12 protein-coding genes and 2 pseudogenes are annotated in these 11,392 nt (G+C 69.1%); 6 read left to right on the top strand and 8 right to left on the bottom strand.

All coding sequences use genetic code 11. The features are described from left to right. Positions 1 to 284, top strand: a pseudogene (locus BLP62_RS14410) (transposase); the annotation flags it as partial. A 64-nt stretch (positions 285 to 348) separates the two neighbouring features. Here the strand turns inward: BLP62_RS14410 and BLP62_RS08825 are convergent. The 7 genes and pseudogenes from BLP62_RS08825 to BLP62_RS08795 all read right to left on the bottom strand — a co-directional run. Further along, positions 349 to 1,176 (bottom strand): annotated as a pseudogene (locus BLP62_RS08825) (radical SAM protein); the annotation flags it as partial. A 38-nt stretch (positions 1,177 to 1,214) separates the two neighbouring features. Then, on the bottom strand, positions 1,215 to 2,192 hold the full coding sequence (locus BLP62_RS08820) for a hypothetical protein (protein WP_093007836.1): 978 nt from the start codon (positions 2,190 to 2,192) through the stop codon (positions 1,215 to 1,217). Continuing rightward, a complete protein-coding gene (locus BLP62_RS08815; protein ID WP_093007834.1) occupies positions 2,189 to 2,803 on the bottom strand; it encodes an MBL fold metallo-hydrolase in 615 nt (204 codons plus the stop codon). The genes BLP62_RS08820 and BLP62_RS08815 overlap by 4 nt, the downstream gene beginning before the upstream one ends. Continuing rightward, positions 2,790 to 4,637, bottom strand: coding sequence for a 1-deoxy-D-xylulose-5-phosphate synthase (dxs, locus tag BLP62_RS08810; RefSeq protein WP_093007832.1), 1,848 nt, complete (start codon positions 4,635 to 4,637; stop codon positions 2,790 to 2,792). The genes BLP62_RS08815 and dxs overlap by 14 nt, the downstream gene beginning before the upstream one ends. Before the next feature lie 9 nt (positions 4,638 to 4,646). Beyond that, positions 4,647 to 5,291, bottom strand: coding sequence for a hypothetical protein (locus BLP62_RS08805; protein WP_093007830.1), 645 nt, complete (start codon positions 5,289 to 5,291; stop codon positions 4,647 to 4,649). A 10-nt stretch (positions 5,292 to 5,301) separates the two neighbouring features. Beyond that, on the bottom strand, positions 5,302 to 5,697 hold the full coding sequence (locus BLP62_RS08800; RefSeq protein WP_093007828.1) for a hypothetical protein: 396 nt from the start codon (positions 5,695 to 5,697) through the stop codon (positions 5,302 to 5,304). A gap of 6 nt (positions 5,698 to 5,703) precedes the next feature. Continuing rightward, positions 5,704 to 6,366, bottom strand: coding sequence for a PspA/IM30 family protein (locus tag BLP62_RS08795; RefSeq protein ID WP_093007826.1), 663 nt, complete (start codon positions 6,364 to 6,366; stop codon positions 5,704 to 5,706). Between the two features lie 65 nt (positions 6,367 to 6,431). On the opposite strand from BLP62_RS08795, the gene BLP62_RS08790 reads away from it, so the two are divergent. From BLP62_RS08790 to BLP62_RS08770, 5 genes are read left to right on the top strand one after another with little or no spacing between them, the layout of a single operon-like run. Then, entirely contained in the window at positions 6,432 to 7,022 is a 591-nt protein-coding gene (locus tag BLP62_RS08790) for a TetR/AcrR family transcriptional regulator (protein WP_093007824.1), read from the top strand. Further along, on the top strand, positions 6,994 to 7,854 hold the full coding sequence (locus BLP62_RS08785; protein ID WP_093007822.1) for an ABC transporter ATP-binding protein: 861 nt from the start codon (positions 6,994 to 6,996) through the stop codon (positions 7,852 to 7,854). Before BLP62_RS08790 ends, BLP62_RS08785 begins: the two co-directional genes overlap by 29 nt. Further along, positions 7,851 to 8,972, top strand: coding sequence for an ABC transporter permease (locus BLP62_RS08780; protein WP_093007820.1), 1,122 nt, complete (start codon positions 7,851 to 7,853; stop codon positions 8,970 to 8,972). The genes BLP62_RS08785 and BLP62_RS08780 overlap by 4 nt, the downstream gene beginning before the upstream one ends. Further along, positions 8,969 to 9,703: a hypothetical protein gene (locus tag BLP62_RS08775; RefSeq protein ID WP_093007818.1), complete on the top strand. Its 735-nt coding sequence runs from the start codon at positions 8,969 to 8,971 to the stop codon at positions 9,701 to 9,703. The genes BLP62_RS08780 and BLP62_RS08775 overlap by 4 nt, the downstream gene beginning before the upstream one ends. Beyond that, positions 9,700 to 10,338: an outer membrane lipoprotein carrier protein LolA gene (locus BLP62_RS08770; RefSeq protein ID WP_093007816.1), complete on the top strand. Its 639-nt coding sequence runs from the start codon at positions 9,700 to 9,702 to the stop codon at positions 10,336 to 10,338. Before BLP62_RS08775 ends, BLP62_RS08770 begins: the two co-directional genes overlap by 4 nt. Here BLP62_RS08770 and cysK read toward each other — a convergent pair. Next, on the bottom strand, positions 10,335 to 11,252 hold the full coding sequence (gene cysK / locus BLP62_RS08765; RefSeq protein ID WP_093007814.1) for a cysteine synthase A: 918 nt from the start codon (positions 11,250 to 11,252) through the stop codon (positions 10,335 to 10,337). The two genes, BLP62_RS08770 and cysK, sit on opposite strands and share 4 nt — an antisense overlap. Positions 11,253 to 11,392 lie beyond the last annotated feature (140 nt).

The following is an 11,392-nucleotide window of genomic DNA, read 5'->3' as shown; positions in this document are numbered from 1 at the left end:
ATAACCGGAGACGGGGAAGGCCAAAGGGGAGGGGGCGGCTTTTGAACCTGCGGCGGCGGGGGAGAGGTGCGTACCGGAGGCTTTTGGGGCGGCGGTGGGAGCTGGAGACGGTCTTTGGTCTGCTGAAGGGACCGATGGGGCTGGTGGGGGCGGTGGGGAGGGTACGGGGGCTGAAGGCGGTGGCCCTGCAAGTGGAAGCTTGGGTGATGGCCTGGAGCGTGGTGGCCCAGCTTCTTGGGCAGGCGGGTCTGCCCATCACCCGGGTGTTGCGGGTGGTGGCGTGAGGTGAGTACGCAGGTGAATATCCGAAAAGGGGGACGGACCCTTACACATAAATCCTTACACGACCCCCGAGGGATAGACCTCCCCCGTGGAGGAGATGAAGACGAAGCCAAACCCGTCGGAGAGGTGGACGCCCCGCCCTTCCCCCACCAGGGCGTTGTCCTCGCCGCCTTCCCTTCTACGGCGCTCCAGGGCCACCCGGCGGAACATGGGGCCCTCCGTGGTGCGCACCTTGAAGGGGTAGCGACGGGAGAGGTCAAAGAGAAGGTGCATCACCTCCTCGTATTCCTCCGGGGAAAGCTGCTCCAAAAGGGCCCCCCGGCCCACGGGCACCAGGAAGAAGACCTCCCAGGTGGCTACCCCCTTTTCCGCCAGGATCTCGGCGATGCCGGGGAGTTCCTTCCAGGTGCGCCGGGTCACGGTGGTGTTCACCTGGGTCATAAGGCCCTCCTCCCGGGCCCAGGAGAGGGCCTGAAGGGCCAGGGCGAAGGTTCCCGAGACCCCCCGGAAGCCGTCGTGGCTTTCGGGGCTTGCCCCGTCCAGGGAGATGGCCATCTGGTGGACGCCGAGCGTCTTGAAGCGGGCCACCACCTCCCGGGTGAGCCGGGGGGTCACGGCGGGGGTGATGCCCACCTTAAGGCCCAGGCGCCCGGCCTCCTCCAGGAGGAGGAAGAGGTCGGGCCGGGCCAGGGGGTCCCCTCCCGTAGGGAGGAGGATGGGCTTGGGGGTGTAGGTGGCGAGCTCCCGGAGGAGCCTTAGGCCCTCCTCGGTGGAGAGTTCCCCGGGGAGGGGGTCGGGCACCGCGGAGGCCCGGCAGTGCTGGCAGGCGAGGAGGCAGGCCCGGGTCATCTCCCAGGCCACCAGGAGGGGGAAGCGGTGAAGGTCGGGCTTCATGCCCTAAGGATGGGGCAAGGGCTTAAGGACAGGTGTCCTTAGCGGGGGAGGGTGAGGCGGTAGGCGAGGGTGCGCTCCTCCTTGGGCTTTAGCGCAAGCTCCAGGCGGTAGCCCTCGGGAAGGAGGGTGGCCCCGGGGAAGTCCAGGCGGAAGGGTTGGGGGAAGGTTTCCGCAAGCCGCAGGGTCACCGGGTAGGCGTAGGGGTTTTTCAGCCGGGTCTCCACCTGGTAGGTGGCCTCTTTGTCCGTCTGGGTGAGGAGGCGCACCCGGCGGGAGAGGCGGGCCTCGAGGTCTAAGCCAAGCCAGACCTCCGCGACCTCCCCCTGGGGGGTGGCGGGCAGGAGGGCCTGGCCCAGGAAAAGCCCCCCTTCCACGGCCTCCAGGCTTCCCGGGGCCAGGGGAAAGGGGGCGAGGAAGCGGTAGCCCCGCTCCAGGGGCAAGAGGGCCTCCGTGCGGAAGGGGGCCTGGTAGCGCAGGAGGCGCTCCGGGCCCACCTCGGCCCTCAGGAAGGGCACCTCCGTCACCCCGGGGAGGAGCTTCCTGGGGGGAAGCTCGTAGCGGAAAAGGCCGAAGGGGCTTCCCGGGGCGGCCTCGGCCAGGGCCTTGAAGGCCACCCCGGGGGTGGCCCTGGCCTCCCCGGCGAGGAGGAGGAGCTTTTGCGCCTGGAGGGGCTCTCCCTCCAGGCGCAGGCGGGCCCAGGCGGTGAGGACGCCTTCCTCCAGGGTGTAGAACACCTCCCCCGAAAGCCCCGTGTAGAGGTAGCGGAGCGTGGCCTTCCCCTCCCCCCGGTAGCGGAAGAGGACCGCGGAGCCCTGGTAGACCCTCTCCACCTCCTCCACCCCAAGGAGCCTCAAGGAGCCCGGGACGATGCGGGAAAGCCGCTCCCCCGCCAGGTAGACCCAGGAGGAGGGGGGAAGCTCCAGGGGCTCTTTGACCTCGGCGAAACCCGGGTAGACCACCACCTCCTGGGCCAGGGCGGAAAGGCCCAGGAGCAAAAAGGCCAGGGCCCTTTTCATACCCCCAGTTTACGGGCGATCTCCGCCACCTCCTCCCCGCTCAAAGGCCCCCCGTGGCCCAGGTAGACCCGCTTCGCCCCAAGCTCCAGGATCTTGCGCACCGTCTTCCGGGCCAGGGTGTGGTCCTCGTTGATGAACCTCGGGGGAAGGCCCCTTCCCCGGAGGGCGTCCCCGGCCAGGAGAACGCCTTCCCGGAAAAGCCCCACCTGGCCCAGGGTGTGCCCCGGGAGGTGGACTACCCGGAAGCCGAAGACCTCCATCCCCTCCTCCGCGGGGGCGAGGGCCTCCTCCGGGATCCCCGGCCCCAGGTTGGCCAGGGCCCTTCCCAAGAGGGGGAGGGGAAGAGGCGGGCGGGGCTTCCTTTTGGTGAGGTAGGGCCACTCCTGGGGGTGGGCGAGGACCGGTACCCGGAACCTTTCCCAAAGGGCCCGGGCCCCCCCGGCGTGGTCCAGGTGGTGGTGGGTGAGGAAGAGGAGCCTGGGGGGCTCTTGCAGCAGGGAGAGGAGCCTTCTGGCCTCCCAGGGAAGCCCGGCGTCCACCAGGAAGTACCCCCCTTCCACCGGGACGCGGTAGAGGTTGGCGGCGAAGCGCAGGACCTCAGGCCCGCTCATGCACCAAGGCCACCCCCATGGCCGCCAGGGCCTTCCGGATCCCTTCGGCGTCAATCCCCGCCTGGCGGTGGAGGCTTGGGATCGCCCCGTGCTCAAAGAAGCGGTCGGGAAGGCCGAGGACTTGGATCTCGGGCTTTAAGCCCATCTCGTTTAGGGCTTCCAGCACCGCGCTCCCAAACCCCCCCATCCTCTGGTGGTCCTCCACGGTGAGAAGCTTGTAGCGGGAAAGCGCCCTCAGCATCTCCCGGTCCAGGGGCTTGAGGAAGCGGGCGTTCACCACCCCCACCCTGGGGTCGTCCCCGGCGGCCTCGAGGGCGTACCTCAGGGTTTTGCCGAAGGCCAGGATGTAGGCCTCCGTCCCCTCCTTCAGCACCTCCCACCTGCCCCAGGCGATCTCGGGCCAGGCGCCCTCCGGGGCCCGCTCCACGTTGTCCCGGGGGTAGCGGATGGCCACGGGGCCCCCCACCTCCAGGGCCTTTTTCAGCATGGCCCGGAGCTCCAGGGCGTCCTTGGGGGCGGCGATCTGCAGGTTGGGGACGGTCCTGAGGTAGGCGATGTCAAAGACCCCATGGTGGGTGGCCCCGTCCGCCCCCACGATCCCCGCCCGGTCAATGGCGAAGACCACGGGGAGGTTCTCAATGGCCACGTCGTGGATCACCTGGTCGTAGGCCCTCTGGAGGAAGGTGGAGTAGATGGCCACGACGGGCTTCATCCCCTTGAGGGCGAGCCCCGCCGCCGTGGTCACCGCCACGTCCTCGCAGATCCCCACGTCCAGGTAGCGCTCCGGGTGCTCCAGGGAGTAGCGCACGAGCCCCGAGCCCTCCCGCATGGCTGGGGTGAGGACGAAGAGCCTGGGCTCCATGTGGGCAAGCTCGGTGACGGCGTCCCCAAAGGCCTGGCTCCAGGAATACCCCTTGGACACCTTCTCCGGCTTCTTGGGGTCAAAGCCCGGGGGGCCGTGCCAGTAGATGGGGTCGGCCTCGGCCACCTTGTAGCCCTTGCCCTTCTTCGTGACCACGTGGAGGAGGGTGGGGCCGTCCAGGGCCTTGAGGTGCTCCAGGATGTGGATGAGCCCCTTGAGGTCGTGCCCGTCCACCGGGCCGATGTACCGGATCCCCCAGGCGTAGAAGGGGTTTTCCTGGTGGAGGATGAGCTTGGCCGCCTCCTTGGCCCGGTCCACCAGGCCGAAGAGCTGGGGGGAGATGCGTTCCAGGATGTTCTTCCCAAGCTTCTCGGCGTCCTGGACCCACTTCCTGATCTGGAGTTCCTTGAAGTACTTGTTGAGGGCCCCCACGTTCTCGGAGATGCTCATCTCGTTGTCGTTGAGGACGATGAGCATCCGCTTCTGGAGCTCCCCGATCTTGTTGAGGGCGGCGAGGGCCATCCCCCCCGTCAAGGCCCCGTCCCCGATCACCGCCACCACGTGGTGGTCCTCCCCCATGAGGTCCCGGGCGAGGGCCATCCCCAGGGCGTTGGCGAGGGAGGTGGAGGCGTGGCCCGCGGTGATGGCGTCGTGGGGGGACTCGGAGACCTTGGTGAAGCCCGAGATCCCCCCTTCCTGCCTCAGGGTGTGGAAGCGGTCCTTGCGCCCCGTGACCAGCTTGTGGGCGTAGGCCTGGTGGCCCACGTCAAAGAGGATCCGGTCCTTGGGGGAGTCAAAGACCCGGTGCAGGGCGAGGACGAGTTCCACCGCCCCCAGGGAGCTTGCCAGGTGGCCGCCGTTTTGCGCCGTGACCCGGATGATCTCGCTCCGGATCTCCTCCGCCAGAAGCTGGAGTTCCTCGAGGCCAAGGGCCTTGAGGTCCTCGGGACCGTTCACGCGTTCTAGGATCATAGGACCACCTCAGCGAAAGTTCCGCTCCACCAAAAGCCGCCCCTCGCGGGTGCGCACCTCCCCCACCCGGGGGGCGAACCAGACCTCGCGCACGTCCTGGCTACGGGCGTCCTGGTAGACCTGGCGGATGCGGAAAACCCTAAAGGCCCCCGCGGGCACCCGCACCTCCCGCTCCTCCAGGACCTCCATCTGGTAGCCCAGCCGCCCCTGGGCCAAGGGCTCCCGGCTTGAAGGGGTGAGGAGCTCCACCCGCACCTCCGTGGTCCCCCCCCAGCGGTAGCCCACCGCCAAGAGGGCCTCTGGGGGGTACTCCAGGAGGGGGGGGGCAAAGACCACCCGGGCCGAAGGGTCCTGGAAGCCGAGAAGCCTCACCCCGAAGGCCCCCACCTGCCGGTAGTACACCCGGTCCTCCCCCCGGCCCTGGAAGCGGAAGCGCAGGGCCTCCTGGCCTTCATACAGGGCGGGGCCTTCCACCCTGAGCCGGTACGGGGGGGAGGAGAGGGGCTCCCCCTCGGGCAGGTACACCCACTCCAGCCCCGGGAGGGCGGGGTAGAAGGCCTTCTCCTCCAGGAGGGGGCGGGCCTCCGGGGCCTGGGTCACCTGGGGGGCGCAAGCGGCGAGGGCGAGGGCGAGGGCCATGAGGTACCGCTTCATGGTACGGAGTCTACCCCCCTTTTCCCCGTAGGCTGGCCAACACTTCCCGCAAGGCGGCGAGGCGCTCCTCCAGGCGCTTGGCCGCCTCGAGGTCTTTCCCGGCGAGGGTCCGCTCCGCCGCCAGGCTTTCCAGGAGGGCGTAAAGCCTCTCCCTCTGTTCCCGCACCGCTAGAAGGGTCCTTTCCAGGCCCTCCCGGACCTCCGGGAGGAGGTGGGGCGCCCTGAGGCCTTCCTCCAGCTCCTTCTCCTGGCGGTCCAGCTCCCTTAGGGCCCGCTCCACCTCCTTCCAGTCCACCAGGCCCCTAAGCCTGGCCTTGGCCCAGTCCAGCCCCTGGGGCCTGGGCCAAAGGAGGGCCAGGAGGGCAAGGGCGGCGAAGAGGAGGAGGGCCTCCAGAACCCAGGGCATGCCCCGCTAGGACTGGCCGAGCTCCCGCTTCAGGCGGGCGAGCTCCTCCTCAAGCTCCTTTTCCCCGGAGAGGGCGGCGAGCTCCTTGTCCAGGTCCTGGCCGTCCAGGGCCTTCAGGGCCTCGTGCCGGTCCTCCATGGCCAGGATCCGGGCCTCCATCTCCTCAAAGGCCTCCAGGGCGGGGTGCTGGTCCAGGCGGGACTCCATGCGCCGCACGGCCTCGGCGGCCTCCACGCCCTTCTTGCGGGCCAGGAGGAGCTTCTTGCGGGCCTCGGCCTCGTCGATCTTGGCCTCGAGGGCCTTGAGCTGGGTCATGAGGCGGTCCAGGAGGGCCTTTTGCTCCTCGGCCTGCCCCTTGAAGCCTTCCGCCAGGTCCAAGGCCCGCTTCTTCCGCCTGAGGGCCTCCTTGGCCAGGTCCTCCCGGCCGGCCTTCAGGGCCTCCTTGGCCTTCTCCTCCCAGAGCTCGGCCTCCTTCAGGTGGCTTTCCACTTCCCGCTCCAGGCGCTTTTGCTCGGCCATGGCGGCGGCCACCTGCTCCCTGGCCTCCTTGAGGGCCTCCTTCATGTCCAAAAGGGCCTGCTCAATGATCTTCTCCGGGTCCTCGGCCCGGCGCAGGAGGTCGTTGAGGTTCGCCCGGATGAGGCGGCCGATGCGGTCCAGTAGGTTCATCGCGTTCCTCCAAATAGAGTATGCCATACCCGGCCCTTGACCCGGGGTAGAATGGCTTTGTAAGTATGCGCTTACCTTCTCCTCCCGCCCCGGTGCGCGCCCGCCTCCTCCACGCCGCCCTGGAGCTTTTGGCCGAGCGGGGCTACCGGGGGGCCACCACCCGGGAGATCGCCCGCCGGGCGGGGGTGAGCGAGGTCACCCTCTTCCGCCACTTCCGCCGGAAGGAGGACCTGATGCGCGAGGCCCTGGCCCTCCTTCCGGGCCCGGGCTTCCTGGAGGGGCTTCCCGGGCCGGAAACCCCCCTGGAGGAGGGGCTTAGGGCCGTTCTTTCCGCCTACTCGGGGCTTTTGGAGAGGCAGCGGGCCCTTTTGCCCAAACTCCTCGCCGAGCTTCTGCGTCACCCGAACCTGGGGGCGCCTCCGGGGCTGCTTGCGGCCAAGGAGCGCCTCGTGGCCTTTTTCCGGGCCAAGCAGGAGGAAGGGGCCCTGCGCCCGGATGAGCCTCCCGAGGAGCTGGTCCTGGCCTTTGTGGGGCCTTTGTTCGCCCGCTTCCTCCTGGGGCAGGCCCTGGGGCTTTCCCTTCCCCTGGACCCGGAGGCCTATCTGGGGGGGTATCTGGAGGGTCGTTATGGTCCACGCAGAGGAGCTCACGCGTAGCTTCGGCGCCCTAAGGGCCTTGGACCGGGTGAGCCTAAAGGTGCGCCCGGGGGAGGTCTTCGGCCTCCTCGGGCCCAACGGGGCCGGGAAGACCACCCTGGTGCGCGTCCTCACCGGGGTCCTGCGGCCCGATGGGGGGAGGGCTTGGGTGGCGGGGCTGGACGTGGCGCGGGCTTCCTACCGGGTGAAGGAGCGCATCGGCTACGCCACCCAGGAGCAGAGCGTCTACCGCGACCTCACCGTGGAGGAAAACCTCCTCTTCCGCGCCAGCCTCTACCGCCCCAAGGAGGCCAAGGCCCTGGCGGAGGAGGCCTTGGTGCGCTTTGGCCTTGGGCCCTACGCCAAGGCCTTGGCGGGGCACCTTTCCGGGGGGTGGCGGCAACGGCTGGCCCTGGCCCAGGCGGTGGTCCACCGCCCGGAGGTCCTCTTCCTGGACGAGCCCACCACGGGCTTAGACCCCCTTTCCCGCCGGGGCATCTGGGACCTCATCCACGAGGAGGCGAAAAGGGGGGCCGCGGTTTTGGTCACCACCCACTACATGGACGAGGCCGAGCGGTGCCACCGCCTGGCCCTGCTCCTTGGGGGGCGGGTCCTGGCCCAGGGGACGCCCCAGGAGCTCAAGGCCCTGGCCCGGGAGCGGGCCCGGTTCCTCTTCGCCCAGGGCGTTTCCTTGGAGGCCCTGCGGGGGCTTCCGGACGTCCTCGAGGCCTGGCCCAGCGGGGAAGGGGTGAGGCTCATCGCCCGACCCTCCTTTCCCCTGGGACCGGGGTTTCGGGAGGTGGAGCCTAGCCTCGAGGACGTCTTCGTCCTCCTCGCTAAGGAGGCCCTATGAGCCGTGTCCTGGCCCTGGCGCAAAAGGAGCTTTTGCAGATCCGGCGGGACCACGTCCTGCCCCGCCTCATCCTCCTCCTGCCCACCGCCATGCTCCTCCTTTTCGGCTACGCCATCAACTTCACCCTGAAGGGCATCCCCCTGGCCCTTTACGACGGCTCCAAGGACCGCATCAGCGAGGCCCTCTTAGGGCAGCTCACCCGGGAAGGGGTGTTCCGCCTGGCCCTGGAGGCGGAAAGCCCCGAGGGGGTGGTGGCGGCCATAGACCGGGGCCAGGCCCGGGTGGGCCTGGCGGTGCCCCCAAAGGCCCTGGAGAAGGTGCGCCGGGGGGAGAGCGTGGCCCCTCGGGTGTACGTGGACGGCACCGACCCCAACTTCGCCTTCCAGGCCCAGGCCGCCCTGAGGAAGGCCCTCCAGGAGGTGAACGCCCGCATCTTGGTGGGTCGGGCCTTGGCCGGGGAGACGGTGCTCCCGCCCCTGGCCCCCGAGCTCCACACCCTCTACAACCCGGAGAACCGGACGGCCTGGTTCATGATCCCGGGGATCATCGGCCTGGTGCTCACCATGTTCACCGTGCTCCTCACCGCCCTTTCCATCGTGCGGGAGGCGGAAAGCCGCATGATGGAAAGCCTTCTCGCCTCTCCCCTGAGACCCCACGAGATGGTGCTCGGGAAGGTGCTCCCTTACCTGGCCATCGCCTTCGGGGTGGCCCTCTTGGTGCTGGCCCTGGGGCACTGGGCCTTCGGGGTGCCGGTGCGGGGGAGCCTGGGGCTTCTCCTTTTGGCCATGTTCCTCTTCGTCCTGGGCTCCTTGGCGGCGGGGGTGCTCATCTCCACCCTGGCCCGCACCCAGGTGCAGGCGGTCTTCGGCACCTACGCCTACGCCTTTCCCACCATCTTCCTCTCGGGGTTCGTCTTTCCCCTAGACGGCATGCCCCGCTTCTTCCAGCTCCTTTCCTACCTGGTCCCCGCCCGCTACCTCATTGAGGCCCTGCGGGGGGTGATGCTGAAGGGGGTGGGGCTTGGGGTGCTCTGGCCCCACCTCCTGGCCCTGGCCCTCTTTTCCGGTCTGGTCCTTTTCCTGGCCTCGGTCCGCCTCGGAAGGCAGGTGGCCGTATGAGGAGGCTTTTTGCCCTTTTGCCCTTGCTGGCCTTGGCCCTGGCCCAGGGCCGCCTCGAGGCCGGGGTGTACCTGGGCCCAAGGGTGTCCCCCACCCTCCTTCTGGAGGAAGGGGAACTCTTTTTGCGCCTCCAGGGGGAGCGGGGGGCCTTGGGCTACCTGGGGAGCCTGGCCCTGGGGCCCCTGGGCTACCTGGCCTACGGGCTCCAGGGGGAGGTGGGGGAGGGTGGATTGGGGGGAGCCCTCTTCCTGGAGGGAGGGGTCGGCCCCCTGGCCCTAGAGGGCCGGCTCGGCTACCGGCCCCGGGAGGCCTTCCCCCTCTTCCCCCAGGAGGGGGTGTTCGGGCGGCTTCACCTGCGCTACCGCCTGGCCCCGAAGGAGGTGGCGGGCCTTCTTCTGGAGCGGGAAGGGGGCTTCAGGGCCGAGGCCACCTACGCCCTCCGGGAAGGGGCCACCTACACCCTGGGGGCCGGGGTGGGGGCCTGGCCCTACCTCCTCCTGGGCTGGAAGGGGGAGGTGGGGGAGGAGGGGGAGGTGTTGGACCTCCTCCTGCGCCTTGGGGGGGTGAACCGCCTGGAGGGCGGGCTTTACTTAGGGGAGGCTAGCCTGCTTTTCACCCTTTCCCATCCTTGGGCGGGTAGCCTGGCCCTGTGGCTTGGGGACCTGGGCCTCGAGGCGGGCTGGCGCCAGGCCCCCTACGCCTGGGTCCGCTACACCTGGAGGTGGCCATGAGAAGAGCTGCAGCCCTTTGGCTCCTCGCGTTCCTTCTGGCCCTGGCCCAGACGACGGCGGAGGTCTTGGACCGGGTGGAGAAAAACCTCTCCGAGCCCTGGCAGGCGGTGCTCCAGGGGACCTTCCAGGGCCCCTCGGGCCAGGAGGAGCTCAAGGCCCGGGTCTACGCCATCCCCAGAGAGAACCTGTTCCGCATAGAGTTCCTCAAGCCCGCCTCCTTGGAGGGGAACTTCACCGTGGTGGCCGGGAAGGAGGTCTGGAACTACCTCTACCTCACCAACCAGCTCGTCATCGCCCCCTTGGAGAAGGCCCAGGTCCAGGGCCTAGGCTTCAGCCCCCAGGGCCTGGGGGACCTCAAGGCCTTGAGGGAGCGGGTGGAGTTCCGCCTCTTGGGAGAGGAGCGGCTTCCCGAAGGGGTGGCCTGGAAGCTTTTGGGCCGGCCCAAGGAGAGCCAGGGCTTCGCCGAGGTGGAGCTGTACATCCTGAAGGCCGACCCCAGGCCCCTCCGCTTCGTCTTCAAGGACGAGGGGGGAAAGGCCTTGGCGGGCCTCCGGGTGGTGGAGTTCAAGCGGACAAGCCTCACCCCGGCCCAGCTCAAGCGCTACCCCAAGGACGCCCAGGTGGTGCGGCGCTAGCCCCCTTCCGCGTAGAGGGCCGTGGTGAGGTACTTCCAGCCGCCATCGGGGCTGATGCAGGCCACCCGCTTCCCGGGGCCGAGCTCCCGGGCCACCTGGAGGGCGGCCCAGACGATTCCCCCCGAGCTCATCCCCAGGAAAAGCCCCTCCTCCCGGGCGAGCCTCCGGGCCAGGGGAAAGGCGTCCTCCTCCCAGACCTGGACCACCCCGTCCAGGAGGCTTAGGTCCAGGTTCTCGGGGATGAAGCCCGGGCCCATGCCTTGGAACCCGTGCTGGCCCATCTTCCCCCCGGAGAGGACGTTGGAGCGGGCGGGCTCCACGGCGATGACCTTCACGTGGGGGATCCTTTCCTTGAGGTAGCGGCCCACCCCCGTGATGGTCCCCCCGGTGCCGGAGCCGTAGACGAAGGCGTCTATGCGGCCCCCCAGGGCCTCGTAGAGCTCGGGCCCCGTGGTCTCGTAGTGGGCCCGGACGTTGGCGGGGTTTTGGAACTGGTCCGGCATGAAGGCCCCAAGCTCCTCCTTGAGCCTTAGCGCCTCCTCCCTGGCCGCGAGCATCCGCTTCTCGGGGTCCGTGAGGACGAGCTCGGCGCCGAAGGCCCTGAGGACCCGCTTCCTCTCCTCGGACATCTGGGCGGGCATGGTGAGGATGAGGCGGTAGCCCCGGCTTGCGGCGATCATGGCCAGGCCGATGCCGGTGTTGCCGCTCGTGGGCTCCACGATGACCTGGCCCGAGCCCGGCCTCAGGATCCCCCGCTCCTCGGCGTCTTTGATCATGTACCAGGCGGGGCGGTCCTTGATGGAGCCTCCCGGGTTCTGTCCCTCCAGCTTCACCCACACCTCGGCCATGCCGGGCTCCACCACCCGGTGAAGCCGCACCACCGGGGTCTTGCCGATGACCGCTTCCACCCGCATACCCCCACTATAGCCGGGCTAAGTGCCCGCGCCTTGGCTTCTCAACAAGGATGCCAGGGGTGGGGCTTCGGGAGAGCCCTTTTGGGGCCCCCACCGCGGCGAAAGCCGCGGTGAGGTACTTAAGAGGAAAGCCCTTTTCC

It is taken from the genome of Thermus arciformis (assembly GCF_900102145.1).
Taxonomy (GTDB): Bacteria; Deinococcota; Deinococci; order Deinococcales; family Thermaceae; genus Thermus; species Thermus arciformis.
This window is presented reverse-complemented; position numbering and strand designations above follow the sequence as displayed.

Excerpts from the sequence above, each read along its gene's own strand:
- BLP62_RS08820 (WP_093007836.1), bottom strand. The coding sequence starts at position 2,192 with ATGAAAAGGGCCCTGGCCTTTTTGCTCCTGGGCCTTTCCGCCCTGGCC.
- BLP62_RS08815 (WP_093007834.1), bottom strand. The coding sequence starts at position 2,803 with ATGAGCGGGCCTGAGGTCCTGCGCTTCGCCGCCAACCTCTACCGCGTC.
- dxs (WP_093007832.1), bottom strand. The coding sequence starts at position 4,637 with ATGATCCTAGAACGCGTGAACGGTCCCGAGGACCTCAAGGCCCTTGGC.
- BLP62_RS08805 (WP_093007830.1), bottom strand. The coding sequence starts at position 5,291 with ATGAAGCGGTACCTCATGGCCCTCGCCCTCGCCCTCGCCGCTTGCGCC.
- BLP62_RS08800 (WP_093007828.1), bottom strand. The coding sequence starts at position 5,697 with ATGCCCTGGGTTCTGGAGGCCCTCCTCCTCTTCGCCGCCCTTGCCCTC.
- BLP62_RS08795 (WP_093007826.1), bottom strand. The coding sequence starts at position 6,366 with ATGAACCTACTGGACCGCATCGGCCGCCTCATCCGGGCGAACCTCAAC.
- BLP62_RS08790 (WP_093007824.1), top strand. The coding sequence starts at position 6,432 with ATGCGCTTACCTTCTCCTCCCGCCCCGGTGCGCGCCCGCCTCCTCCAC.
- BLP62_RS08785 (WP_093007822.1), top strand. The coding sequence starts at position 6,994 with ATGGTCCACGCAGAGGAGCTCACGCGTAGCTTCGGCGCCCTAAGGGCC.
- BLP62_RS08780 (WP_093007820.1), top strand. The coding sequence starts at position 7,851 with ATGAGCCGTGTCCTGGCCCTGGCGCAAAAGGAGCTTTTGCAGATCCGG.
- BLP62_RS08775 (WP_093007818.1), top strand. The coding sequence starts at position 8,969 with ATGAGGAGGCTTTTTGCCCTTTTGCCCTTGCTGGCCTTGGCCCTGGCC.
- BLP62_RS08770 (WP_093007816.1), top strand. The coding sequence starts at position 9,700 with ATGAGAAGAGCTGCAGCCCTTTGGCTCCTCGCGTTCCTTCTGGCCCTG.
- cysK (WP_093007814.1), bottom strand. The coding sequence starts at position 11,252 with ATGCGGGTGGAAGCGGTCATCGGCAAGACCCCGGTGGTGCGGCTTCAC.